Source organism: Vibrio orientalis CIP 102891 = ATCC 33934, assembly GCF_000176235.1.
GTDB classification, from domain to species: Bacteria; Pseudomonadota; Gammaproteobacteria; order Enterobacterales; family Vibrionaceae; genus Vibrio; species Vibrio orientalis.
On sequence record NZ_ACZV01000005.1, the window covers coordinates 2,289,125 to 2,313,093 of the forward strand.

General features: G+C 46.3%; 25 protein-coding genes. 10 read left to right on the forward strand and 15 right to left on the reverse strand.

The window, feature by feature from the left end:
- Nucleotides 1-13: 13 nt before the first annotated feature.
- Nucleotides 14-361: a 5-carboxymethyl-2-hydroxymuconate Delta-isomerase gene (locus VIA_RS21185; protein WP_004415894.1), complete on the reverse strand. Its 348-nt coding sequence runs from the start codon at nt 359-361 to the stop codon at nt 14-16.
- 271 nt (nt 362-632) lie between these two features.
- Here VIA_RS21185 and tpiA point away from each other — a divergent pair, with 271 nt between their 5' ends.
- Nucleotides 633-1,403, forward strand: a complete 771-nt coding sequence (gene tpiA / locus VIA_RS21190) for a triose-phosphate isomerase (protein ID WP_004415895.1) — start codon at nt 633-635, stop codon at nt 1,401-1,403.
- Between the two features lie 113 nt (nt 1,404-1,516).
- Nucleotides 1,517-2,872 (forward strand): MATE family efflux transporter, encoded by a 1,356-nt coding sequence (locus VIA_RS21195; RefSeq protein WP_004417316.1) that lies wholly within the window; start codon nt 1,517-1,519, stop codon nt 2,870-2,872.
- Between the two features lie 66 nt (nt 2,873-2,938).
- On the opposite strand, the gene rraA is transcribed toward VIA_RS21195, so the two are convergent.
- The 3 genes from rraA to efp all read right to left on the reverse strand — a co-directional run bounded on the left by rraA (nt 2,939) and on the right by efp (nt 5,130).
- Nucleotides 2,939-3,454 (reverse strand): ribonuclease E activity regulator RraA, encoded by a 516-nt coding sequence (gene rraA, locus VIA_RS21200; protein ID WP_004415899.1) that lies wholly within the window; start codon nt 3,452-3,454, stop codon nt 2,939-2,941.
- A gap of 75 nt (nt 3,455-3,529) precedes the next feature.
- On the reverse strand, nt 3,530-4,447 hold the full coding sequence (locus VIA_RS21205) for a 1,4-dihydroxy-2-naphthoate polyprenyltransferase (RefSeq protein ID WP_004415901.1): 918 nt from the start codon (nt 4,445-4,447) through the stop codon (nt 3,530-3,532).
- A 116-nt stretch (nt 4,448-4,563) separates the two neighbouring features.
- Entirely contained in the window at nt 4,564-5,130 is a 567-nt protein-coding gene (efp, locus tag VIA_RS21210) for an elongation factor P (protein ID WP_004415903.1), read from the reverse strand.
- A 32-nt stretch (nt 5,131-5,162) separates the two neighbouring features.
- Between efp and epmB the strand changes: the two genes are divergently transcribed.
- The 4 genes from epmB to VIA_RS21230 all read left to right on the forward strand — a co-directional run bounded on the left by epmB (nt 5,163) and on the right by VIA_RS21230 (nt 8,766).
- A complete protein-coding gene (epmB, locus tag VIA_RS21215; RefSeq protein ID WP_004415905.1) occupies nt 5,163-6,185 on the forward strand; it encodes an EF-P beta-lysylation protein EpmB in 1,023 nt (340 codons plus the stop codon).
- 2 nt (nt 6,186-6,187) lie between these two features.
- The gene (locus VIA_RS21220) at nt 6,188-6,676 is read left to right on the forward strand and encodes a prepilin-type N-terminal cleavage/methylation domain-containing protein (RefSeq protein WP_004415906.1); all 489 of its coding nucleotides are present in this window, start codon (nt 6,188-6,190) and stop codon (nt 6,674-6,676) included.
- A gap of 85 nt (nt 6,677-6,761) precedes the next feature.
- On the forward strand, nt 6,762-7,268 hold the full coding sequence (locus VIA_RS21225) for an MgtC/SapB family protein (protein ID WP_004415908.1): 507 nt from the start codon (nt 6,762-6,764) through the stop codon (nt 7,266-7,268).
- Between the two features lie 172 nt (nt 7,269-7,440).
- Nucleotides 7,441-8,766, forward strand: coding sequence for an anaerobic C4-dicarboxylate transporter (locus tag VIA_RS21230; RefSeq protein WP_004415909.1), 1,326 nt, complete (start codon nt 7,441-7,443; stop codon nt 8,764-8,766).
- 85 nt (nt 8,767-8,851) lie between these two features.
- Here the strand turns inward: VIA_RS21230 and pfkA are convergent, their stop codons facing one another.
- From pfkA to VIA_RS21245, 3 genes are all read right to left on the reverse strand, one after another.
- Complete coding sequence (gene pfkA, locus VIA_RS21235; protein WP_004415910.1) at nt 8,852-9,814, reverse strand: 6-phosphofructokinase; 963 nt, start codon at nt 9,812-9,814, stop codon at nt 8,852-8,854.
- Between the two features lie 270 nt (nt 9,815-10,084).
- Nucleotides 10,085-10,993 carry a CDF family cation-efflux transporter FieF gene (gene fieF / locus VIA_RS21240; protein WP_004415912.1) on the reverse strand — a complete coding sequence of 303 codons (909 nt, stop codon included), beginning with the start codon at nt 10,991-10,993 and terminating at the stop codon, nt 10,085-10,087.
- A 114-nt stretch (nt 10,994-11,107) separates the two neighbouring features.
- Nucleotides 11,108-11,608: a CpxP family protein gene (locus VIA_RS21245; protein WP_004415914.1), complete on the reverse strand. Its 501-nt coding sequence runs from the start codon at nt 11,606-11,608 to the stop codon at nt 11,108-11,110.
- A gap of 188 nt (nt 11,609-11,796) precedes the next feature.
- On the opposite strand from VIA_RS21245, the gene VIA_RS21250 reads away from it, so the two are divergent.
- The 4 genes from VIA_RS21250 (at nt 11,797) to trmL (ending at nt 15,142) form a co-directional block, all read left to right on the forward strand.
- The gene (locus VIA_RS21250; protein WP_004415916.1) at nt 11,797-12,489 is read left to right on the forward strand and encodes a response regulator; all 693 of its coding nucleotides are present in this window, start codon (nt 11,797-11,799) and stop codon (nt 12,487-12,489) included.
- The gene (gene cpxA, locus VIA_RS21255; RefSeq protein ID WP_004415918.1) at nt 12,489-13,874 is read left to right on the forward strand and encodes an envelope stress sensor histidine kinase CpxA; all 1,386 of its coding nucleotides are present in this window, start codon (nt 12,489-12,491) and stop codon (nt 13,872-13,874) included. The genes VIA_RS21250 and cpxA overlap by 1 nt, the downstream gene beginning before the upstream one ends.
- A 73-nt stretch (nt 13,875-13,947) precedes the next feature.
- A complete protein-coding gene (locus VIA_RS21260; protein WP_004415920.1) occupies nt 13,948-14,565 on the forward strand; it encodes a superoxide dismutase in 618 nt (205 codons plus the stop codon).
- 100 nt (nt 14,566-14,665) lie between these two features.
- A complete protein-coding gene (trmL, locus tag VIA_RS21265; RefSeq protein ID WP_004415923.1) occupies nt 14,666-15,142 on the forward strand; it encodes a tRNA (uridine(34)/cytosine(34)/5-carboxymethylaminomethyluridine(34)-2'-O)-methyltransferase TrmL in 477 nt (158 codons plus the stop codon).
- Between the two features lie 193 nt (nt 15,143-15,335).
- Here the strand turns inward: trmL and trpS are convergent, their stop codons facing one another.
- From trpS to VIA_RS21305, 8 genes are all read right to left on the reverse strand, one after another.
- Entirely contained in the window at nt 15,336-16,373 is a 1,038-nt protein-coding gene (gene trpS / locus VIA_RS21270; RefSeq protein WP_004415924.1) for a tryptophan--tRNA ligase, read from the reverse strand.
- 124 nt (nt 16,374-16,497) lie between these two features.
- Nucleotides 16,498-17,184, reverse strand: coding sequence for a phosphoglycolate phosphatase (locus VIA_RS21275; protein ID WP_004415926.1), 687 nt, complete (start codon nt 17,182-17,184; stop codon nt 16,498-16,500).
- 4 nt (nt 17,185-17,188) lie between these two features.
- The gene (gene rpe, locus VIA_RS21280) at nt 17,189-17,860 is read right to left on the reverse strand and encodes a ribulose-phosphate 3-epimerase (RefSeq protein WP_004415927.1); all 672 of its coding nucleotides are present in this window, start codon (nt 17,858-17,860) and stop codon (nt 17,189-17,191) included.
- Between the two features lie 106 nt (nt 17,861-17,966).
- Nucleotides 17,967-18,794 (reverse strand): Dam family site-specific DNA-(adenine-N6)-methyltransferase, encoded by an 828-nt coding sequence (locus tag VIA_RS21285; protein ID WP_004415929.1) that lies wholly within the window; start codon nt 18,792-18,794, stop codon nt 17,967-17,969.
- A gap of 102 nt (nt 18,795-18,896) precedes the next feature.
- The gene (locus VIA_RS21290) at nt 18,897-20,378 is read right to left on the reverse strand and encodes an SPOR domain-containing protein (RefSeq protein WP_004415931.1); all 1,482 of its coding nucleotides are present in this window, start codon (nt 20,376-20,378) and stop codon (nt 18,897-18,899) included.
- Between the two features lie 75 nt (nt 20,379-20,453).
- Nucleotides 20,454-21,542, reverse strand: a complete 1,089-nt coding sequence (aroB, locus tag VIA_RS21295; protein WP_004415933.1) for a 3-dehydroquinate synthase — start codon at nt 21,540-21,542, stop codon at nt 20,454-20,456.
- 27 nt (nt 21,543-21,569) lie between these two features.
- Nucleotides 21,570-22,088 (reverse strand): shikimate kinase AroK, encoded by a 519-nt coding sequence (aroK, locus tag VIA_RS21300; protein ID WP_004415935.1) that lies wholly within the window; start codon nt 22,086-22,088, stop codon nt 21,570-21,572.
- Between the two features lie 176 nt (nt 22,089-22,264).
- Nucleotides 22,265-23,956 (reverse strand): type IV pilus secretin PilQ, encoded by a 1,692-nt coding sequence (locus VIA_RS21305; protein WP_004415936.1) that lies wholly within the window; start codon nt 23,954-23,956, stop codon nt 22,265-22,267.
- Nucleotides 23,957-23,969 lie beyond the last annotated feature (13 nt).

Genomic DNA, 23,969 nt, shown 5'->3' on the forward strand with positions numbered 1-23,969 from the left:
CGGTGCATTCAAGTTAATTGATCACCTTCTGAAAACATTCTGTATCCATGTCACGTATGTTGACTGTCAAACTACGCACATGGCTAGCTTGTTGTTGTAGCACATCCATCAATTGACGTGACAGATCGCGCTTTTGTTCATCACTACGCCCTGCCAAGAGCTCAAAACTGATATGAATAAAATCGACACTATCACCCTCATCACCAATCAACCAGTTATGACAGCGTAATGCGCGAGATTTTACGGATCCCACGTCAAACAAGCCACATTGAAGTGTCACTTGATGTAAGTCCTCTAACAGCCCTTGTACATTGACGCGCTCATCAACAGAGTTGGAGTATTCCATTACTAGGTTCGGCATAGTCATCCTCAGATGTAAGTGAATTTCATAAAAAGGAAAAATTAACACCCACTATTAACAACTTCTATCCTGAATTCCGAGACGCTTCCCGCCAATTTGTTCAATGGATCACTGATATACCACATAATAAAGAGATATCTGTGGGCTGACTGCTCCAACCAATCCATGATATCCCGATAAGACATGACGGTAATCATGATCTGGTCAATTTTATCTGTTATATTCTTACGAAGATTTTTTACATTAACTGATTAAATACGGAGATATTCCTATGCGTCGTCCTGTAGTGATGGGTAACTGGAAACTTAACGGTAGCAAAGCAATGGTAACTGAGCTGCTAACTGGTCTTAATGCAGAACTTGAAGGCGTTGAAGGTGTTGACGTAGCAGTAGCTCCACCTGCACTTTACATCGACCTTGCTGAGCGTCTAATCGCTGAAGGCGGTAACAAGATCATCCTAGGTGCACAGAACACTGACCTAAACAACAGCGGTGCATTCACTGGCGACATGTCTCCAGAGATGCTGAAAGACTTCGGTGCTACTCACATCATCATCGGCCACTCTGAGCGTCGTGAGTACCACAACGAATCAGACGAGTTCGTTGCTAAGAAATTCAAATTCCTACAAGAGAACGGTCTTAAGCCTGTTTTCTGTATCGGCGAATCTGAAGCTCAAAACGAAGCTGGCGAAACTGAAGCAGTATGTGCACGTCAAATCAACGCAGTTATCGACGCGTACGGTGTTGAAGCTCTTAACGGCGCAATCATCGCTTACGAACCAATCTGGGCTATCGGTACTGGTAAAGCAGCTACAGCTGAAGATGCACAACGCATCCACGCTTCTATCCGTGCAATGATCGCTGAAAAAGATGCAGCAGTTGCTGAACAAGTAATCATCCAATACGGTGGTTCTGTTAAGCCAGAAAACGCTGAATCTTACTTCGCACAACCAGACATCGACGGTGCTCTAGTTGGCGGTGCAGCTCTTAACGCTCAAGGCTTTGCAGCTATCGCTAAAGCAGCAGCTAAAGCAAAAGCTTAATTTTTCAGTCGATTGAAAAATAGATACTAAAGGTCAGCTTCGGCTGGCCTTTTTTGTGTCTCACACGTCAATCAAGTATCCTAGCTGTTCTGTCACTAACTTAGTTGTTCCCGATGCAGGATAAGCATGGCCTCTTAACCGGCTCCATCCCTACCGTATTACGTCAAATGACCGTCCCGATGACCTTCGGTATGGTGGCCATTCTGATGTTTAACCTAGTGGATACCTTCTTTATTTCCTTGCTCGGTACCGAAGCATTGGCAGCGATCAGCTATACCTTCCCCGTCACCTTCGCCGTGAACTGTATTACCATGGGCATTGGCATGGGGCTCTCGACCAACATCGGTCGGCTGCTTGGCCAAGGTCACGCCCAAGATGCTGCTCGCTTTTCCACTCATGGGCTTGTGTTAGCGGTATTGCTTGTCGCGCTTGCGTCCATGCTCGGCTTAGCCACAATTGAACCGTTGTTTCTATTACTCGGCGCCGATCGCGCGCTATTGCCACTCATTCACCAATACATGGATATTTGGTATCTCACCATTCCTCTGTTGGTCATCCCAATGGCAGGCAATGCCGCTATTCGAGCCACAGGCGATACCAAAACGCCCGCCAAAATAATGATGCTTGCCGGTATGATTAACGGCGTTCTCGACCCACTCCTGATCTTCGGTTATGGCCCTTTCCCAGAATTGGGTATTCAAGGGGCTGCAATAGCGAGTGCGTTTAGTTGGCTGGGTGCGTTATGTGGTTCACTTTATGTATTGGCTAAGCGCGAAAAGTTAATTGCGCTACCCTGCTTAGCAACCATCATTTCTGATTGGCGACAAATTTTAAAGATTGGCACACCCGCGGCGTTATCGAATGCGTTGACGCCTCTCTCAGGCGCACTGCTCATGGTGATGCTGTCTGCTCACGGCACTGCCGCAGTCGCCGCTTATGGTGCCGCGCAGCGAGTTGAATCGATTTTGATATTAGTGTTGATGTCCCTCACCTCAGCGCTAACGCCTTTTATTGCCCAGAATATGGGCGCAAATAACCCCGGCCGAAGCTTTTCTGGGCTGTTTATTAGCATGAGATTTTCAATGGTGTTTCAGCTAGGCGTTTTTGTCATGATGGTGCCGCTGAGTATTCCTTTGGCTGCATTATTCTCCCAAGAGCAAGCGGTGCAAGATCTGCTGTGGCATTACCTACTGGTGGTGCCATTCAGTTATGGTTTTCAAGGGGTAATGATGATGTTGGTCTCTGGCTTAAACGCGCTGCATGAACCACTGAAGGCATTCCAATGGAGCTTTATGCGACTGTTCGTGTTCACTCTGCCTTGTGCTTGGTTAGGCAGCCAGCTGTATGATATTGAAGGGCTGTTTATTGGCATTGCTTGCGGCAATATTTTAGGTGGGCTAATGGGCTACCTTTACGCATTAAGGTTGCGTCAAAAGTACTTAAGTAATCTCGCCTCTAGTACAAACTAAAAAGAGGCTCCTCTGAGCCCACTATGAACTCACCGGAAACCTCTTCATTGACTGACGCCTCGTTATCTACGCGGCGGCGTCTTCATCTTCAATTTCAAGCTCAATATCCAACGGTTCTTGAGACAAGATAACACCGGTATTGTCGGCATAAAGGTAATCTTCTGGCAGGAAGGTAACACCGCCAAAGTTGACAGGCACATCGACTTCACCAACACCTTGGGAGGTTGCCCCAACGGGGATCGATGCTAGCGCCTGAATGCCGATACTCATATCTTCTAGCTCATCGACTTCGCGCACACAGCCATAAACAACAATGCCTTCCCACTCATTCTCTTCGGCAAGTGACGCCAATTCAGCATCAATCAATGCACGGCGAAGTGAACCACCACCATCAATCAGCAAAACTCGGCCAAGACCATCTTGCTCTAATATCTCCCGAACTAAGCCATTGTCTTCGAAACACTTAACGGTGGTGATTTGACCAGCAAATGATGCACTGCCACCAAAATTGCTGAACATTGGCTCAACAACATCCACTTGCTCTAAGTAAATGTCACACAAAGCAGAAGTATTGTATTCCATAGTATTCCTTCCCATACCGTTGGTTTCTTAATCGAGTATAAAGGGTCAGTAAGTCAATGCAATGACATGCATCACTTAACTCACTAGTGTTTGAGCAATAACCACACCCGCAAAAAGCAGGTTTGTCACCATTGAACATTTCACAATCACTGGCATCATTGGCGCAATCTGCGCCGGATTGTCCGCCAGCCATACTGCCTTGCCGTGCTTATAAGTGACCAGCAGGCTAAGCAAGAACGGCAAACTAATCCATAATGGCGTTGGTTGATGAATCAAATAAGCCGCAAACGCCAAAACCGCGCCCGACAACAAAGCAAAGTGATACTGTTTAGCCCGTCTTTGTCCTAAGCGCACCGCAACGGTTTTTTTACCACACACTTCATCGTTTTCGATATCACGCATATTGTTGATATTAAGCACCGCCACCGCAAGTAAACCACAACCTATAGCCGGAAGAATCAATTGTGGCGCGACAATACCGGTATGGAGGAAATAGGTTCCCGCGACACCGAGTAAACCAAAGAAGATAAACACGGAAATATCGCCCAATCCAACATAACCGTATGGTTTATTGCCCACGGTATAAGCAATCGCAGCAATGATCGCCAGCACCCCCAACCCAATAAAGGCCAAAATACTTTGCAGGCTTTCAAGTGCATAAGTCACCAACACCAAGCCAGAAATTATGGTCAAAATAATGTTGATCACCATGGCATGTTTCATATCTTGTTGCGTCACCGCACCAGATTGAATCGCACGTACTGGCCCCAAACGGTTTTCGTTATCGGTACCTTTGACGGCATCACCATAATCATTAGCAAGATTCGACAATATCTGCAAAAAGGTCGCCGTTAAGAACGCCAATAGCGCAACAACGGGAGAAAATTGATGAGTTGAGTACGCCAATACACTACCCGTTAGGATAGAGACCAATGCCAGTGGCAAAGTTTTAGGGCGAGCGGCATCGAGCCAGATTCTAAGAGACTGTTTCATGAATATTAGTGTAGTGACCTATGGCTAAACTAAAATTGTGGCACATCAAGACATGTAGTGAAAAACAAAAAAGGCCACCGAAGTGACCTTTTTCGAAAACTTGACATAAGTCGAGCTTATTTTACGCGACCTACGTATTCACCAGTGCGAGTATCAACTTTGATCACTTCGCCAATTGAGATGAATAGAGGAACACGAACAACTGCACCAGTTGAAAGTGTTGCTGGTTTACCACCAGTACCCTGAGTATCACCTTTTAGGCCAGGATCCGTATCTGTTACTTCTAGCTCAACGAAGTTTGGTGGAGTTACAACGATTGGGTTGCCGTTCCAAAGAGTTAGCATACAAGTGTTGTTTTCAACCAACCACTTAGCATTTTCGCCGACTGCTTTCACGTCTGCTGCGATCTGCTCGAACGTTTCATTGTTCATAAAGTGGTAGAATTCGCCGTCGTTATATAGATAATCTAGGTCAGTATCCATTACGTCTGCAACTTCACAAGTTTCACCAGACTTAAAGGTTTTCTCTAGCACTTTACCAGAAAGAAGTTTACGAATTTTTACGCGGTTGAATGCTTGGCCTTTACCCGGCTTAACGTATTCGTTTTCCAAGATAACGCAAGGCTCGTTATCAAGCATTAGTTTTAGACCGCCTTTAAATTCATTGGTGCTAACAGTAGCCATTTTTTCCTCTTACATTCTTAGAGCTAAATTCAATGCCGCACATCATAACCCGAAAACTTGTTTCTGTTGAGCAAAACTGGCTCAAACAGCTAGCGAATGGGATCTCTGATCCCGCAAAATTGCTTGAGGAGCTTGAAATTGATCCTACTCCTTGGCAAAGCGGGTTTGACGCTCGTAAGCTTTTTGCGCAGCGTGTGCCGCAAAGTTTTGTCGATAGAATGGAAAAAGGCAATCCCTTTGATCCGCTTTTACGCCAAGTCCTACCGCTTAGTGAAGAGTTTGAAATTCACGAAGGTTACTCTAATGATCCTCTAGAAGAGCAAAACAACTCAATTCCAGGATTACTACACAAATACCATAATCGCGCGTTGATGATCGTAAAAGGCGGCTGTGCGATCAACTGTCGCTATTGCTTTCGACGTCACTTCCCTTATGACGAGAATAAGAGCTCAAAATCGGTCTGGCAGCAAAGCTTAGACTATATTCAGCAGCACCCTGAGATTGACGAAGTCATCCTTTCCGGCGGCGACCCGCTGATGGCTAAAGATGAAGAACTGAACTGGCTGGTCAATCACATCGCCGATATTCCACACATCAAGCGACTGCGAATTCACTCACGACTGCCCGTTGTGATTCCGGCTCGTATTACTCCGGCATTGGCTAATCTGCTGGAAAACACGCGACTACAAACGATTTTGGTCACTCATATCAATCACGCACAAGAGATTCATCAAGAATTGCGAGATAGCTTAACGACGCTAAAGCGCGCGGGTGTTACTCTTCTAAATCAGGGAGTTATGCTTAAAGGGGTCAATGATAGTATCGATGACCAAGTGACTTTGAGCCAAGCACTGTTTGACGCAGGGGTCCTACCTTATTACATGCATGTGCTTGATAAAGTGCAAGGTGCGGCGCACTTCTTTATTTCGGATCAACAAGCCAAAATCATCATGGCGGGTGTGATGGAAAAAGTCTCCGGCTACCTCGTGCCAAAACTAACCCGTGAAATTGGCGGAAGAGCCAGTAAGACACCACTCGATCTGCATTTAGAGTAATTATGAAATCCAAAGGCTTTACCCTTATTGAACTTGTCATCATCATTGTCATACTGGCGATTCTCGCCGTTACCGCGATGCCAAGGCTGATTGACCTACAGAGTGATGCTCGCATCTCGGCACTAAATGGACTGCAAGGGGCGATGCAAGGAGCAAATGATCAATTGATTGGCATTTCTTCTGTACAAGGGTTAGATACCGCCGCCAGTGCATCGGTCACCATTGAAGGTGATAACGTCGATATTGCTTTTGGTTATGCCAGTGCAGACAACGCTGGTGCGTGGGCACAAATCATTGACGCCAATATTGATGATGCAACATGGGGTGATGACGGCGCTGACTGGTATTTCAGTAATACCAATCCAACTGATGGCATTATCCTATATATGCCGGCAAGCCGTCGCCAAGCGGGATTAAACTGCTTTCTTCAATATGATGAAGCGACATCCACAGCGCCGCCAAGTTACACCTTAACCACCAACGGCTGCTGATCGCGTACTTTTATCATCAAGACAAAAATCTTTTGTTCGATAGGCGGGTCTATTATCTGCATACTCCGACGTTTTGGAGGTCACTATGCAACCAGATATTCAACCAACTATCGAACAACTTCTCGACCTTGGTCCTTTTAGCTGGGCGGCACTTGTTTGCTGCGCCATCAATGGCATTTTAGTCGGTGTCGAGCGTCAGACTCGTGGTAAACCTGTTGGTATCAGAACCTCAATCTTGATCATTTCTGGCACCTATTTCTTTATGTCGATGGCAGTCTCTCTGTCGCCAAACACCCTAGATCAAGCGCGTGTGCTCGGCCAGATCATTACCGGTGTTGGATTCTTAGGCGCCGGTGTAATGATGACCTTAGATGGTAAGATCCATGGCGTCACATCTGCAGCAGTTATCTGGGTATTAGCTGCGCTAGGTATGATGATCGGACTCGGCTACTTACAACAATCTGTTGTCATCACACTGCTGGTATTAAGTGTCCTGCTTGGGGTAGATAGAGCCGAAAATAGAATCAAAGCATTGCGCCGTGGTGTGCACCAAAAATTCCATAGCCGCAAAGTATCTCGTCCAAAACCATGATCATTGCGGCGAAATCGAAACAAATCTATCGATACAGCGCCGCATTTTGATGAAAGACAAGGAAGCGTTCGAAAACAAAAGCTTGTCATAATATAAGCACTAAGCCTCACATTAACACCTACCACTTTTGGGTAATGTACAGATAGTTTCATTACCATTGTAGGGTTTAGTTATGTTTTACGTGCATATGCTCCTGCTTCTGACGGTGATATTTATCGGTATCCGCCACGGAGGCATTGCTTTTGGTCTACTCGGGGGCCTAGGCGTTTCGGTCCTCGCTTTTGTTTTTGGTATCGCTCCGGGCTCGCCACCAATTAGCGTGATGTTGATTATCCTTGCGGTGGTCGCCGCATCGGCAACCTTAGAAGCCACTGGCGGTCTCAAGCTGCTAGTTAAATTTGCCGAACGTTTATTACGTAAGCACCCAAGTCAAATCGTCTTCCTCGGCCCACTTTGTACCTACTCATTAACGGTACTTGTCGGCACGGGTCACTCCGTTTACCCACTACTGCCTGTTATTTACGATGTCGCTTATAAGAAAGGCATTCGCCCTGAGCGCCCAATGGCAATGGCAACCGTAGCCTCACAAATGGGCATTACCGCCAGTCCAATCGCGGCAGCAGCAGCGGTCGTCATGGCAACCGCAGCAGATAACAGCCTAGATATCAGCTTAGTTAACGTATTACTTGTGACCATTCCAGCCACTCTGATTGGCGTGCTCGTCGGCTGTCTATGGAGCTTAAAACGCGGTCAAGAGCTCGACCAAGACGCAGCGTTTATTGAGCGTTGCCAAGATCCTGAGTTCAAAGCACAGCTGGTTGATGCCACTAGTGACGAAGAAGATAACCAAGCTCATGAAGGAATAGCTAAGAAAGGCTTAACCATCTTCCTAGCGGGTATTGCGACGGTTATCTTTGTCGCTATGTTCGGTAAAGATCTAGGTCTACTGCCAGACGGCGTGAAAATGTCGGTGGCGATTCAGTTCTTGATGCTTTCCGTTGGCGCGTTGATTCTGTTAACCACCAAAGTTGAACCGAAGAAGATTGTGCACAGCAATGTGTTTATCGCTGGTATGACAGCGGTAATCATTATCTTTGGTATCGCTTGGATGAGTGACACCATTATTGGTTTCCACAAACCATATCTGATTAGCTTAGTCAGTGATATTGTCGCGGCTCACCCTTGGACCTTTGCCATTGCAATGTTCGTTGTGTCAGTGTTCTTAAAGAGCCAAGCTGCGGTATTAACCATTATGCTGCCACTTGGTTTTGCAATGGGAATTCCAGCTCCGGTGTTGATAGGTGTGCTTCCTGCCTGTTATGCCTACTTCTTCTTCCCGTTCTACCCAAGCGACCTTGCTGCAATTACCTTCGACCGCTCTGGTACCACTCAGATTGGTAAGTACGTGCTCAACCACAGCTTCTTGCTCCCAGGTTTTATTGGCGTGATTACCGCAACAACGGTCGGCTACGTACTCTCAACCATGCTGGTTAACTAGTTTCAAGTAATTAACACCAAGCAAAACGAAAAAAGCCAGTTGGTTTCCCAACTGGCTTTTTATTTAAAGCATTAAGCAGGCTTGCTTAGAATAGCTCTTCAGCTACCTTGAACAGATCGCTGCGTACTGGACGCTTCATGTTCTCAATTGCATCGATAATATCGTGGTGAACAAGTTGCTCTTTCTGGATACCAACACAACGACCACCTTGGCCTTCCATTAGTAGGTGAACAGCGTAGTTACCCATGCGTGATGCAAGAACGCGGTCAAATGCAGTAGGACGACCACCGCGTTGGATGTGACCCAGAACCGTTGCACGAGTTTCACGACCTGTTGCCGTTTCAATCTCTTTTGCTAGCTCGTTTGCATCCATCATCAGCTCAGTAAGAGCAATGATTGCGTGCTTCTTACCTTTCGCAATACCATCTTGGATGTTGCTGATAAGCTTTTCTTTATCTAAACCAGTCTCTGGAGTGATGATGTACTCACAACCACCTGCAATTGCAGACATTAGCGTTAGGTCACCACAGTGGCGGCCCATGATCTCAACGATAGAGATACGCTGGTGTGAAGAAGAAGTATCACGTAGGCGGTCAATCGCATCAATAACAGTGTTTAGTGCTGTTAGGTAACCGATAGTGTAATCCGTACCTGCGATATCGTTATCGATAGTGCCTGGTAGACCGATACAAGGGTAACCCATTTCTGTTAGTTTCTTAGCACCCATGTAAGAACCGTCACCACCCACAACCACTAGCGCTTCAATGCCGTGTTTTTGTAGGTTTTCGATCGCTTGCTGGCGCACTTCCACTTCTTTAAATTCAGGGAAACGTGCAGAGCCTAAGAATGTACCACCCTTGTTGATCACGTCAGAAACGCTTGAACGATCTAGCTTTTCGATGCGATCTTCGTACAGACCTAAGTAGCCATCAAACACACCGTAAACTTCTAAACCTTCAGATAGGGCTGTACGTACCACGCCACGAACTGCTGCGTTCATACCTGGTGCGTCACCGCCACTAGTCAAGACACCGATCTTCTTAATCATGCTCACCCTCGATTTTTGGGAATCTTATTTCAATTTTTACGTCAGCCACTTTCATTAACAGTCACTGACTTAATTCCTTTAACTGTGCAATATGTTACCTTTCCTAATCAGGAATACTACTTTTATTTGCACGAAATTATGTAACTTTTCTACTTATGTAAGAGTATTACAGCTTTGCTATTTCACTTAATTGATACATATCAGGATCACCGTTAAAAGTCGTAACGCTGAAAAGATAGTCAATAAGTCACCGTTTGTCTGTGTGTCTTTTTACCAACCTTGAGACTTCTGCGCTTTCTCCGCCCCTAATACCACCGAATAAGGATCTTGGTGGATTAATACATCCGAATGCGGGAAAAGCTCAAGTAATTTTTCTTCCACTTCGTCAGAGATTCGATGTGCCTCTAGCAAGCGCATATTATCTTCCAATTCTAAATGCAGCTGGATAAAGCGAGTTGGCCCAGACATACGAGTGCGCAATTGATGCACGCCCAATACTCCTTCCACTTTTACACAAGTCTCACGAATCGCTTTAAGCTCTTCATCTGGCAATTTACGGTCCAGCAGAGTTTGCGTCGCTTCTTGCACCATTTTGAACGCGCTATAAAGAATATATACGCCAATCCCTACCGCAAAGACTGAGTCAGCTTGAGTGATGCCAAACCAACTCAGGCCTAACGCCAGCATAATCGCCGCGTTCATATACAAATCAGATTGATAGTGCAACGAGTCCGCTGCAATTGCTTGGCTGCCAGTACGCTTCACCACATGCTTTTGGAAAGTCACCAAGCCATAGGTCACCACAATAGCAAATAAACTAACGTAAACCCCATACTCGGGCGACTGAAGTTCGTGCGGTCTAAAGAAGCGTTCGATACCATTAAGAATCAGGAACACCGCAGAACCAGAAATAAACATCGCTTGCGCTAACGCAGCCAATGATTCTGCTTTGCCATGGCCAAAGGTGTGTTCCCGGTCCGCCGGCTGCAGCGAGTATCTCACCACGATCAGATTCACCAGTGACGCGGCAATATCCAGCATTGAGTCGATTAAAGACGCCAATAAGCTCACCGACCCTGTTACCCACCAAGCCCCGACTTTTACTACCAACAATAACGTTGCCACAATGGTTGCCGTCCAAGCGGCCATTGTGACTAAGCGTGCATACTCTTGTTTCATAACTCTCTGAACAATAAAACATCATTAGCTTTAGTATAACGCCTTCAGTATTGAATAAAAGTGACATAAAAAAGGCGGCCTATTGGCCGCCTTTCGAGATTCAGTTTGAGGTAATTAGTCTGCTAAACGCTTTTGCATTTTCTCAGCACACTTGTCTGCACGCTCTTGAGATAGCTCAACAAACTTCGCTTTCTGTTCCGGTGTTAGAATGCTTAGCATTTGGTGCTGCTTCTCTAGCATCTTCACTTTACGCTCACTTTGCTTCTCAACCATCGCTTTAGCGAGTTCATTTGCTTGTGCTTGGTCAAAGTTGTCAGCCAATACCAACTCTTGAACTTTTGCCTTGTGAGCCTGCATTTCAGCGTGGCGCGTTTCAAAGTTATCTTTGAAGTTGGCTTTCATCTCTTTCTTGCCCGCTTCACGCATCTCTTTTAGCTGATCTTGCTGCGCATCAGTTAGGTCAAGCTTACGCATAATGCTACGGTCAAAACCACCGCCACACTCACCGTGACCGCCTTTCTTGTGGTCTTTGCCACCGAATGCGAAGGCACTTGCAGTACCAAGCGTTAATGGAACAACAACGGCTGCCAATACTAGTTTCTTTGCTAATTTCATAATCGTACCCTTCACTTTATCTATTGGATTGTGCTGCGGTTCTCTGCAGCGCTTGAGTGTAGAATACGACCTAGGATGTAAAGGAACGTCTAGGGAGCGTAAAGATTCGTAAAGAGCCACATTAGCCCTAAATCTATTGCACAATTAGCAGTAATATAACCGTATCAGAATTACCTAGAGACTTTGCTATGCCACACATTTTATTAATCGATGATGATACCGAGCTGACTAGCCTACTCAAAGAAGTGCTGTCGTTTGAAGGCTTTGAGGTTTCGGAGGCAAACAATGGTGAAGAAGGTCTGGCGCTATTAAACGACCAAATTGACCTAATCTTACTCGACGTAATGATGCCTAAACTCAATGGAATGGAAACGCTAAAGAGGCTGCGTGAAACATGGGAAACCCCAGTGTTAATGTTGACCGCAAAAGGAGAAGAGATTGATCGAGTTATCGGCCTAGAGTTAGGCGCTGATGACTATCTACCAAAACCTTTTAGCGACCGAGAATTGATGGCTCGAATCCGCGCGATTTTACGCCGCACCCAATCATCGAACAATAAAGCCGCAAAAAACTCAGACTGCATTGAGTATCAAGATATTCAGGCCTTTCCGGGTAAACAAGAAGCCTATTGCCAAGGTGAACTGATCGATTTAACCACCACAGAGTTTGCCCTGTTGGCGCACTTTATTCAGCACCCAGGCGATACCCTAACCAAAGAAGCACTCAGTTTAGATGTACTTGGCAAGCGTCTAGCCGCATTCGATCGTGCCATCGATATGCACGTTTCTAATCTACGCAAAAAACTACCTGAACGTGCTGATGGCAAATCACGTATCAAGACCATTCGTGGTCGCGGCTACCTTCTGGTTGAGGAGGACTAATGCGTCTACCTAAGATCACCAGCTTATATGGCCGTATCTTTGCGATCTTTTGGTTCACGATGTTTTTGGTTTTGGTGGCCGTGCTCTCACTACCTCACCTCGACCCAAGAAAAGCGCGTGATATCCCAGCCGATCACTATGACCGTTTAATCGACATCAAGACCAGTATTGAAAAGAAATTTCGCAACGAAGATAACCTTGCTCGCGTGCTGTACAAACTTGAAGAGCCAAAACGTTCCCCAAAAGACCCGCGACCACGTTTTTTTGTTACTGATCTTGAAGGCAATATACTCACCACTCAAGATAGGAAACATTACAAATATCGTGCGCTACAAAACTTTATCACTAGCGTCGAAGTTCCTGGGCAACCACAACAGAAACTGTATGGTCACTACATGGTGGCTGGCCCACTGCCGATCACTTTAGCCAAAGAAGATCTACTCCTATATGTCGGTGTGAAATGGAACGAGCCACCACCTTTCTTACTGCGTATGTTTGATAAGCCGTTTCAGCTACTCTTTGCTGTGATGCTGGTCAGTACACCACTACTACTTTGGCTGGCTTGGGCACTCAGTCAACCGGCACGAAAATTAGAACGTGCGGCAAAGCGGGTAGCGAAAGGGGAATTTGTCGTCGATCCTGCGTTGGAAAAAGGCACCAGTGAATTCCGCCAAGCAGGCGCGAGCTTTAACCAAATGGTTGAGGCGGTCAATCAGATGATCTCCGGTCAACAGCGGCTGCTTTCTGATATTTCTCATGAGCTACGCTCTCCACTGACCCGCTTAAGAATGGCCAATGCTCTAGCCACTCGTAAACAGGGAGAAAGCCCAGAGCTAACTCGTATCGATACCGAAGCGCAGCGTTTAGAACAGATGATCGCCGAGTTGCTTGAACTGTCGAGAATGCAGGCCGACAGTCACCTAACCCGTGAAGAGCAACCTATGGTCAGCCTGTGGGAAGCTATCTTGTCCGATGCACAGTTTGAAGCAGAGCAGATGAATAAAACCCTGACCTTTAACGCAATACCGGATCAGGTCATCTCAGGCAACCCTAAGCTGTTGATGAGCGCGTTGGACAATATCGTTCGTAATGCGATCTATTACGGCAAAGATCGAATTGAAGTTGAGATGTCTACGTCTGAGAGTCAGATTGTCATTGCTGTTGATGATAATGGTGAAGGCGTCCCTGAGCAGGAATTGGATGCGATATTCCGTCCGTTTTATCGCGTCTCCACCGCCCGTGACCGACACAGTGGTGGTACCGGCCTAGGACTAACGATTACAGAAAGTGCCATTCGCCAACACAGTGGGAGCATCATAGCCAAGCGCAGTAAGCTTGGTGGCCTAAGAGTGGAAATCACTCTGCCACTGGGTGGTCCTGAATAACCTTACAAATAGACAGTTGATAATAGATCTCATTATCATTTAAAGTAAATCCTTCAATTATGGAGGATTTACTATGTCTCATGTTTTCCCAGAACTTCCCTATTCATACGATGCGTTAGAGCCGTACATTGATGCTAAGACAATGGAAGTCCATTACAGTAAGCATCACCGAACTTACTTTGATAAGTTTATTACCGCGGTCAAAGGCAGCGAGCTAGAGTCCACCGACCTCAATGATATTTTTGCTCAAATCTCTCAGCACTCTCCGGCGGTACGTAATAATGGTGGCGGCTACTACAACCATATTCTCTACTGGAACTGCATGACCGCTAACGGCGGCGGCACACCAACCGGGGAACTCGCTGAAGCTATCATCACCACTTTTGGCAGCTATAAACAATTCCAAGAGCTATTTGCTCAAGCGGCGATAAATACATTTGGTTCTGGTTTTGCTTGGCTGATCGTCAAAGATGGCGCCCTGCATATCACCTCAACCACCAATCAAGACAACCCGTTAATGGATGTGGCAGAGCTTCAAGGCGAACCCATCTTAGCGCTTGACGTCTGGGAGCATGCTTACTACATCAGCTATCAAAATCGCCGTCCTGAGTATATTGACGCTTGGTGGAACGTGGTCAACTGGGATGCGGTCAGTGAAAACTACGCCATTGCACTTGCCCAAGCCAAATAGTGCCAACCATACATAAAAACTGACAACGTCAGACTTGGCGGTTTATCTAAGCCGCCTTATACTTTCTAGCCTTTCTCCACTCAGCTAAAAAGAAATCAATATGTTTGATATTGCGCTATACGAACCTGAAATTGCACCGAACACTGGTAACATTATCCGCCTATGTGCCAATTGTGGGGCGAATCTTCACCTAATTGAACCTTTAGGTTTTGATTTAGAAGAGAAAAAAGTGCGTCGAGCTGGATTGGATTACCACGACCTTGCGCGAGTCACTCGCCATAAAGACTACCAAGCCTTTGTTGAGTACCTAGAGAAAGAGCGTGAAGGCTACCGCATCTTCGCGTGTACCACCAAAACAACTGGTCACCATGTAGATGCCAATTTCCAAAAAGGCGATGTACTGCTGTTTGGCCCAGAAACACGTGGCCTGCCTGCTGAACTGATCGAAAGTATGCCGATGGAACAGCGCATTCGCATTCCAATGATGCCAGATGCACGCAGCTTAAACCTCTCCAACGCCGTTGCGATTATTGCCTTTGAAGCATGGCGTCAAATGGGCTTTGAAGGCGCTCAATAGAGCGAAGTTAAGGATTCACCTCTGTCATCCTCAAGAGAGAGGAACGAACGAATTGGGGATCTCTTCCAGTAGTCACAAACCTTAAGAGATTCCCTACTCGCTCCTGCGTCACTCTATGGAATGACAAAATACTAAGACAAAAAAACGGACTCCAATGAGTCCGTTTTTTTATGTTTCGCGAAAACAGCTAGGTCTATGGACGAGCCACAAAGCCAACCGCTTGGTATGCTTTCTTCAGCGTTTCCGCTGCGCGAGCCGATGCTTTCTCTGCACCTTGCTTCATCACTTGGTCCATGTAAGCACGGTCAGCACGAATACGGTGGTACTCAGCTTGAATTGGCTCTAGCATCTCAACCAATGCTTGGCCAACGTCTTTCTTAAATGGACCGTACATTTCCACGCCTTGGTACTTCGCTTCAATCTCTTCGAAGCTCATACCCGTCGCGGCAGAGTAAAGACCCATCAAGTTAGAGATACCCGCTTTGTTGTCCCAATCGTGAGCAATACGCGGTGGAGTCTCTGCATCAGTTTGAGCTTTGTTAATCTTCTTGATGATTGATTTCGGCTCTTCAAGCAGAGTAATCACGTTCTTACGGTTATCGTCAGACTTAGACATCTTCTTCGTTGCATCTTGCAGGCTCATTACACGTGCATTCACTGTTGGAATGTAAGGTTCTGGCACTTGGAAGATAGGCTGCTCTGGCGAGTAGATGTTGTTGAAGCGGTTAGCGATATCACGCGCTAGCTCAAGGTGTTGCTTCTGGTCACTACCTACTGGCACTTGATGCGCACCGTATAGCAGGATGTCTGCTGCCATCAACACTGGGTAATCGAACAGACCGACGTTTACATCACCAAACTGGCTCGATGAATCTTTCGAGTAACGTGCTGATTTATCTTTAAACTGAGTCATTCGGCCCAGTTCACCCATCTGGGTGTAACAGTTAAGAAGCCAACCAAGTTGAGCATGCTCTGGTACGTGTGACTGAACAAATAGCGTGCTCTTTTGCGGGTCAACACCAACAGCCAGACAGATTGCTAATGCATCTAGAGTCGCTTCATGCAGTGCTTTCGGATCTTGACGAACCGTAACCGCGTGAAGGTCTACGACACAGTATTGGCAATCGTAATCGTCTTGCATCTGCTGCCATTGACGTAGAGCACCCAAGTAGTTACCGATACTTAGTTCACCTGATGGTTGAACACCACTCAATACGATGGGTTTGCTCATGGGAATAGTTCCTTTGACTTCTTAATCTAAATAAATGAAAAAACCGTGTCGACTTAGGGATTAATCACCTAGAAACACGGTTTACTCAGTGTACTCATTAACGAGTATTTTGGAAGACCTTTTATTAGGCTTCAGTACAAACAGCGACAGCTTCAACCAAATCTGCGATGGTATCCGCGACATAATCAGGTTGTGACACCGAGATTGGCTCGCCGTGGTTGTAGCCGTATGTCAGACCGAACGAATGACATCCAGCATTCTTAGCCGCTTTAATGTCGTTACTTGAGTCGCCGACCATCATCATCTCTTGTGGCTGACAGCCGTGTTTTTCTAGCAGCCAGTTCAGAGCCATCGGGTTGGGTTTTTTCTCTGGGAAAGTATCGCCGCCAATCACATCAACAAAGTACTTATCAATGCCATGTTTCGCCAGCACGTCTGGTACAAACTTCGATGGTTTGTTGGTTACCAGTGCCATGGTAAAGCCCGCTTTATCGAGCGCAGCTAGCGTCTCTTTTACTGCAGGGTAAAGGTGGCTAAGCTTGTGACCACTCTTTTCGTAGTAATCATCAAACATCACACGCGCTTTGGCGTGCAGTTCAGGATCAAGCTCAGGAGAGACCGTCAAGCTACGACTTAATGCGCGGCCAATTAAGATATCTGCGCCATTACCCACGTAATCGCGAACCTGCTCTTCTGTTACCGCTGGGTAACCCAGAGCTTGTACTGCTTGGTCCGCTGCAACCGCCAAATCTGGCACGCTATCAAGCAGCGTACCATCTAAATCAAAAGCGATAAGTTTAATACTGCTCATCGAATTACTTTACCTTTGCTAGCTCAGCGCGCATTTGGTCGATCACTTGTTTGTAATCTGGCTGGTTAAAGATAGCAGAGCCTGCTACGAACATATCTGCGCCTGCTTCTGCGATCTCTTTGATGTTATCAACCTTCACGCCACCGTCGATTTCTAGGCGGATATCGCGGCCAGATTCATCAATCATCTTACGTACTGCACGCAGCTTATCGAGTGTGTTAGGAATAAATGACTGTCCACCAAAACCTGGGTTTACCGACATCAGCAGAATCATATCGACTTTGTCCATGATGTACTCAAGGTGAGATAGCGGCGTTGCAGGGTTTAATACCACACCCGCTTTACAGCCATGTTCTTTGATCAGTTGCAGAGTACGGTCAACGTGCTCTGATGCTTCAATATGGAAAGTGATCATCGACGCGCCCGCTTTCGCAAAATCAGGAATAATGCGGTCAACTGGCTTAACCATTAGGTGAACATCAATTGGTGCCGTGATGCCGTAGTCACGTAGCGCCTGACAGATTGGCGCACCGAAGGTCAGGTTTGGTACGTAGTGGTTGTCCATTACGTCGAAATGAACCACATCAGCGCCAGCTGCGAGTACTTTTTCTACGTCTTCGCCTAAGCGAGCCATATCTGCAGACAGAATCGATGGAGCGATAAGGAAATCTTTCATACCTGACCTCTAGGTTAAATTGGGCATCATTGCACACTGAAGAAACTTTGCGCGCAATTCTACCTAAGCTAGAGATCAGAAGATAGAGAAGTGTGATGAAATGTGATTATTTGCTTTCAACAGGCTTAAACAGCGCAAGAAGTTCATCAACTTTGTTGCGACCAGCACCGTTGCGGCTTATGGTTCGTTTCACCTTGACCACGTTAAGCTCAGCACCATGGTACAAGCGGCGCGTTAACGTGGTGTCGTGGTTTGAGATCAGCACTGGAATGCCTCGTTCCGTGGCCGCTTTCTCGGCCACATCCGCTAGCGCAGCTTGATCATCTAAGCTAAAACCATTACCCGCATAGGAGGTAAAATTCGCCGTGGTTGAAAGTGGCGCATATGGAGGATCGCAGTATACCACACTGCCCTTACGCGCGCGCTTAAACGTCTCATGATAACCTTCACAAACAAAGGTCGCTTTCTTGGCTTTCTCGGCGAAGAATTCTAATTCTGCTTCTGGGAAGTATGGCTTCTTGTACGAGCCAAATGGCACATTGAAACCACCTTTTTTGTTGTAACGGCACAGGCCATTAAAACCAAAACGGTTCATGTAAAGGAATGCCAAAGAGCGATACATCACGTCATCAGTCGCATTGAACCGAGCGCGGACATCCAAATAAACTTCTTTGCGATTGTACTCAGGACAGAACCAACGCTTGGACTCTGAGATATACGCTTGTGGGTTCTCTTTAAGCAGATTGTAGAGGTTAATCAGATCTGGGTTGATATCTGCAAGTAAGTACTGCTCATAGTCAGTATTAAGAAAAACAGAACCAGCACCTACGAACGGCTCCACCAGCTTACGTGCTTCTGGCAAGTGACGCTGGATATCTTCGACAAGTCCGTATTTTCCACCTGCCCATTTCAGGAAGGCTCGCTGCTTCTTCATCTACTGCTCTATCTATCAACCACAAATTAAGGCTGCGGAATGTAACATATTTTGCAATTAATCTCAGACAATTTTCTAGCTCAAAGAGAGAATCAAGCCATCTTAGTTGCCACGCTCAATTTCACGTTGAACTTGGTTAAGAGATTTTGCCCAAGGCTCTAGGTTTTGCAGCTCGCTAGAAAGCCCTTGCACCGCGTCACGTGCCACCTGAATGGTTGGATAGTTACTGTAAGTCACGATGTACCAATCCACATCATTACGAACGGTAGGATAAATAAAGACTTGGTTGCTCAGGTCATACTGGTCAATAAACTTCTGCACCTCTTGCAGTGATTGCACGGCGGCAAGCTGTAAGGTATAGCTACGAGGAGAAAAGCTCTTAAGTTCAGCTTTAGTAAATGAGAACGTAATAACAGTTTCCGAAGGCTGCGGCTGAGTCTCTGGTTCACTTTGCGCTTGTGGTTCAACGACAGGTTCAGCTTCCGTTGATTGCTCAACGACCGCCTTAATATTGCTGGTATCGACCGTTTCCGGCTTATTCTCCAACAAGGCATCGACCACATCAGAGGTAATCACCACACGTTGGTGATCGTCGTCAGCATTGCCCACACTCGAGACTTGCTCGGTGACATCTGGAGGCAAAGCACTAGAATCATCTTCTGCACCAGCTAAACTCGGGTCAATGCTCGCCTCGGGTTCAACCAGTTGCGAAGTCGCATCCACTGAGGAAACTTCTGGCAGTGTTGGGATTACCGTCTGTTCCATTGTCTGAGTGATTTGCTGAGCTTTATCATCAGGTGATGGCTGAGACATCATCCACCAATACCCTCCACCAATAACCATCAGTAGAATCGCCACTAGCATAGCGATATTGGTAGGCGAGCCTACGATCGAGCGGATAATGATCCTTTTTTCCACTTTTTGTTCCCCTAATGCCATGATTTCGCCAGGGCGGCGCGCCACAGTTCGATACGCGTTGCGAACCCGCTTTTCCATATCGTCTTCGACAAAACGAATCACCAAATGTTCAAAAAAACGGTCCGCTTCTTGTTGACTAAGTGCTTCAATTTCCAAATCAATTGGCTTGTGTTCTTGACCATAGCTCAGACGAGTTAACAAGGCGTCTAAACTGCTTGGCTGAGCAAACAGTAACACGTTTATCGTCCAGCCCGGATGAATCTGCGCTTCCAGCACCAACATCCACAGCTCTGAAATAAAAGACTCACTGAGCAGATGAGCATCATCAACCGCGATCACGACATCGCAACTTTCACCTTCCATTAAACGCGAAAAAGACTCCACGATGGAGTCCGATGGGTCAAATAGAGGCTCTGAAATAAGTTGAGTTAGAACGGTAGTGCGGCGCTGCTGATCATCTTGATTGGGGTAGCACATCAACAAAGATTGGTTTTTGTCTTGCGCCCAAGCTTCAAGGTAATACTGTGCTAACCACGTTTTCCCCGCCCCTTTGTCACCTCCAATGGTGACGAGGTTGGAACCAAAATTGGTCAGTAGTTGTAATCGTTCTAGCAGTTCAACCTGCGAGTCTAACTCCAACACACGTGGATCACGCGCTAAGCTCATTTCACAAAATCCTAATGATCATTTGAGCAGTACCAATCACTGGTTAGCGTGGATTGATACTACAAACAAGAAGACTTAAACCGTGCGAGCGAAGTCGATGGCTTGTTCAATAATCGACTCTGGCACACCTTTCACTACGTCAGCTGTACCTATACTGGTAGGTAAGACTAAACGAAGCTCACCAGCTAACACCTTCTTATCGCGCATCATGTGCTTGATGAAATCAGCAAAAGACATTTGCTCAGGTGTATGTACTGGCAGTTTCGCTCTCTTCAGTATAGAGAGAATTCGCTCAACTTGCTCTTCACTGATAAGCCCTTGAAGCTGCGCTGTTTTTGCAGCCATTACCGTGCCCGAAGAAACCGCTTCGCCATGTAGCCACTTACCATAACCCAACTCTGCTTCGATCGCATGACCAAATGTATGACCTAGGTTCAGTAAAGCGCGAATACCTGACTCTTTTTCATCTTTTGCGACCACTTCCGCTTTGATTTCACAGCAACGTGCAATGGCATAAGTCAGTGCTTGCTCATCCAGAGCATAGAGCTTTTCAAGGTTCTCTTCTAACCAAACAAAGAATGCCTGATCGTAAATAATGCCGTATTTGATCACTTCAGCAATACCAGCAGCAAATTCACGTTCTGGTAATGTCTTTAGACAATCGGTATCAATCACCACCGCTTTCGGCTGATAAAAGGCACCAATCATATTCTTACCCAGTGGGTGGTTAACCGCCGTTTTGCCACCAACAGAAGAGTCCACTTGAGACAGCAGGGTGGTCGGAATTTGAATAAAGTCGACACCGCGCTGATAACACGCCGCAGAGAAACCAACTAAATCACCGATCACTCCACCACCAAGGGCAATCACGACCACATCACGGGCAAAATTCCCTTCAAGTAGGTAGCTCATGACAGAGTTGAATGTCTCTAGTGATTTGTATTGCTCGCCATCAGGCAGTTCCAGTAACGATGCGTCACAGCCTAATTGCTTTAAAAGAGAGAGGATTTTATCGGCATAAAGAGGAGCAACAGTGACATTAGAAATCACCACTACTTTTTGCTTGCCCGATAAAAAAGAAAGGTGGGCCGGATCATTAAATAATCCGGCACCAATTGAGATTGGATAGCTACGTTCGCCTAAGCTGACCGTAATCCGTTCCATGGGTATTCTCCAATTGCTAAAAAAGTCTTAACGTTCTTCTAGCATTTTTACGATCTGGTTGGCTACCACTTTTGCACTTTGATCGTCTGTACGTACTGTGTAATCCGCAATTTCTTCGTAAAGTGGGTTGCGTTCTCCAGCTAGAGACTCTAACACTTCACGTGGATCATCAGTTTGTAATAATGGGCGCTTCTTGTCGCGGTTAGTGCGAGCAAGTTGCTTTTCAATTGTTGTTTCTAGATAAACAACAATACCGCGCGCAGAAAGACGGTTACGGTTTTCTTTGCTCTTAATTGAACCACCACCTGTTGCAAGTACAATACCTTGCTCATCAGTAAGATCATTAATTACAGATTCTTCGCGTTTGCGGAAACCGTCTTCGCCTTCAACATCAAATACCCAAGCGATATCTGCGCCAGTGCGTTCTTCAATAACGGTATCAGAATCAACAAACTCCATATGAAGTTGTTGAGCTAGGTGTCTACCGATTGTGCTCTTGCCGGCACCCATTGGGCCTACAAGGAAAATATTGCGTTTCTCAGCCATGTTTAGCAGTAATTTACAACGTTAATTCAATGACATCGCCACAAGAAAAGCCAGTTTAGAACTAGCAATAGAGATGCTTGTGGCACCTATTCCTCACAGATAATTCGTGATAAGACCCGAAATTATCTAGATAAGGTGCCCTTAATGCAAATTTATTTTTGCACGTAAGGAGATTCTTACTGAATTACGACTTTGGGGGTAACGAAAATCAGCAGTTCACTTTTGCCCATTTTTTGGTAGGTTCGACGAAAAAGTGCCCCAAGTAGCGGAAGGTCTCCGAGCATAGGAACTTTATCCACCGCATCCGTCACACTGTGTTGAAAAATTCCGCCTAACACCACAGTCTCACCATTATCGACCAACACCTGAGTGCCAATCCTCTGAGTATTAATCGCCACCGCTTCACCAGTGCCCGTTTTGACGATATCACCCGGCCGATCTTGGGTAACGCTTAAATCCAACACTAGTCGGTTATCCGGAGTTATTTGTGGAACCACTTTCAAACTTAACACCGCCTTTTTAAACGCGACGCTGGTTGCTCCGCTAGAAGAGGATTCTAAGTAAGGGATTTCCGTACCTTGCTCAATGTAGGCTGGCTTCTTATTGGTGGTAATCAGGCGTGGACTTGAAATGACCTCAGCCTTGGACTCTCGCTGCAATGCTGAGAGTTCTAAGTCCAACAACATATCTGAGCCCAATTTAGCCACCTGAAAAGCGATGCTCGACGCATTGACCGAGGTGGCTGCCAAGTTCACATTCAACATGTCATCGATTGGTACTGCACCAAATACATTGTCTTCAATGCTACTACCGAGCGAGGTACTGCCATTGGTGTTGTGATAACCCCAACGCACACCGAGTTCATCTAAGTTCCCCTCGTGTACCGTCACAATCCGAGCTTCGATCTGTACCTGTTTAACCGGAATGTCCAATGCGCTGATAAGCTCCTGAATAACATCAATGTTGGGTTGCAAATCGCGGATAAGCAGAGCATTGGTGCGCTCATCGACACTTAATGCCCCACGCGAAGAGAGCATACTTATCGCCCCTTCCCCACCAATCATGCTGGCAATTTCAGAAGCCTTAGCGAATTTCACTTTGACAATTTCAGAGCGCAGCTCACCCAGTTCTGCTTCTAGGCGAGCCTTTTCAAGCTCCTCTCGATGGCGAGCATCCAACTCGGCTTGAGGGGCGATTAAAACCACGTTGTCCATCACCCGCTTATCTAGCCCTTTTACCTGCAGAATGACATCAAGGACTTGTTGCCATGGCAATCCATCTAGCCGCAAGGTTAAGTTGCCACTCACAGAATCAGACACCACAAGGTTGAAATCGTTATAGTCGGCAATAAGTTGCAGCACATGTCTCACCGGAATATCTTGAAAGTTAATCGATATTTTTTTCGCTTCCTGTTCAGGTGCCGGGTTCGACTTTAGATCAAACTGCCCCACGGCCGCCTTAACTTCCACGTGTAAGTCTGTGCCATTGATACTGTAGTCATAACTGTAATTACCATTAATCATCGCAACGAGTAGCGCACTAGATTGGTTGCGAAATACTTCAATGGTCTTCACATTGGTCGCAAAATCTTTTACATCAGCAAGGTAAAGTTGTTCATCTAGGACCTGCGTATTGAGCAATTCTATCTGTAGCCCGTCAGCCGTTTTGCGTATATCAACGGCCACTTGAGGGTGTTGCAGCTGAATAATGATCCTCGCTTGTCGCTCATTGCCCACTCGAAAATCAATTCCTTCCAGTACGTTTTCCACCTCTTGTTGCGCCAGCGCTGCCGTGCCAAAACCACAGCAACACAACAGCATCATCACCTGCACATAGCGAGAGAGCCAATCAGTAACTCCTTTTATCATCTTCGTTCCCAAC

What these genes read in the sequence shown, in the direction of transcription:
- VIA_RS21185 (WP_004415894.1), bottom strand. Translation starts at nt 361, where the DNA reads ATGCCGAACCTAGTAATGGAATACTCCAACTCTGTTGATGAGCGCGTC.
- tpiA (WP_004415895.1), top strand. Translation starts at nt 633, where the DNA reads ATGCGTCGTCCTGTAGTGATGGGTAACTGGAAACTTAACGGTAGCAAA.
- VIA_RS21195 (WP_004417316.1), top strand. Translation starts at nt 1,517, where the DNA reads ATGCAGGATAAGCATGGCCTCTTAACCGGCTCCATCCCTACCGTATTA.
- rraA (WP_004415899.1), bottom strand. Translation starts at nt 3,454, where the DNA reads ATGGAATACAATACTTCTGCTTTGTGTGACATTTACTTAGAGCAAGTG.
- VIA_RS21205 (WP_004415901.1), bottom strand. Translation starts at nt 4,447, where the DNA reads ATGAAACAGTCTCTTAGAATCTGGCTCGATGCCGCTCGCCCTAAAACT.
- efp (WP_004415903.1), bottom strand. Translation starts at nt 5,130, where the DNA reads ATGGCTACTGTTAGCACCAATGAATTTAAAGGCGGTCTAAAACTAATG.
- epmB (WP_004415905.1), top strand. Translation starts at nt 5,163, where the DNA reads ATGCCGCACATCATAACCCGAAAACTTGTTTCTGTTGAGCAAAACTGG.
- VIA_RS21220 (WP_004415906.1), top strand. Translation starts at nt 6,188, where the DNA reads ATGAAATCCAAAGGCTTTACCCTTATTGAACTTGTCATCATCATTGTC.
- VIA_RS21225 (WP_004415908.1), top strand. Translation starts at nt 6,762, where the DNA reads ATGCAACCAGATATTCAACCAACTATCGAACAACTTCTCGACCTTGGT.
- VIA_RS21230 (WP_004415909.1), top strand. Translation starts at nt 7,441, where the DNA reads ATGTTTTACGTGCATATGCTCCTGCTTCTGACGGTGATATTTATCGGT.
- pfkA (WP_004415910.1), bottom strand. Translation starts at nt 9,814, where the DNA reads ATGATTAAGAAGATCGGTGTCTTGACTAGTGGCGGTGACGCACCAGGT.
- fieF (WP_004415912.1), bottom strand. Translation starts at nt 10,993, where the DNA reads ATGAAACAAGAGTATGCACGCTTAGTCACAATGGCCGCTTGGACGGCA.
- VIA_RS21245 (WP_004415914.1), bottom strand. Translation starts at nt 11,608, where the DNA reads ATGAAATTAGCAAAGAAACTAGTATTGGCAGCCGTTGTTGTTCCATTA.
- VIA_RS21250 (WP_004415916.1), top strand. Translation starts at nt 11,797, where the DNA reads ATGCCACACATTTTATTAATCGATGATGATACCGAGCTGACTAGCCTA.
- cpxA (WP_004415918.1), top strand. Translation starts at nt 12,489, where the DNA reads ATGCGTCTACCTAAGATCACCAGCTTATATGGCCGTATCTTTGCGATC.
- VIA_RS21260 (WP_004415920.1), top strand. Translation starts at nt 13,948, where the DNA reads ATGTCTCATGTTTTCCCAGAACTTCCCTATTCATACGATGCGTTAGAG.
- trmL (WP_004415923.1), top strand. Translation starts at nt 14,666, where the DNA reads ATGTTTGATATTGCGCTATACGAACCTGAAATTGCACCGAACACTGGT.
- trpS (WP_004415924.1), bottom strand. Translation starts at nt 16,373, where the DNA reads ATGAGCAAACCCATCGTATTGAGTGGTGTTCAACCATCAGGTGAACTA.
- VIA_RS21275 (WP_004415926.1), bottom strand. Translation starts at nt 17,184, where the DNA reads ATGAGCAGTATTAAACTTATCGCTTTTGATTTAGATGGTACGCTGCTT.
- rpe (WP_004415927.1), bottom strand. Translation starts at nt 17,860, where the DNA reads ATGAAAGATTTCCTTATCGCTCCATCGATTCTGTCTGCAGATATGGCT.
- VIA_RS21285 (WP_004415929.1), bottom strand. Translation starts at nt 18,794, where the DNA reads ATGAAGAAGCAGCGAGCCTTCCTGAAATGGGCAGGTGGAAAATACGGA.
- VIA_RS21290 (WP_004415931.1), bottom strand. Translation starts at nt 20,378, where the DNA reads ATGAGCTTAGCGCGTGATCCACGTGTGTTGGAGTTAGACTCGCAGGTT.
- aroB (WP_004415933.1), bottom strand. Translation starts at nt 21,542, where the DNA reads ATGGAACGGATTACGGTCAGCTTAGGCGAACGTAGCTATCCAATCTCA.
- aroK (WP_004415935.1), bottom strand. Translation starts at nt 22,088, where the DNA reads ATGGCTGAGAAACGCAATATTTTCCTTGTAGGCCCAATGGGTGCCGGC.
- VIA_RS21305 (WP_004415936.1), bottom strand. Translation starts at nt 23,956, where the DNA reads ATGATAAAAGGAGTTACTGATTGGCTCTCTCGCTATGTGCAGGTGATG.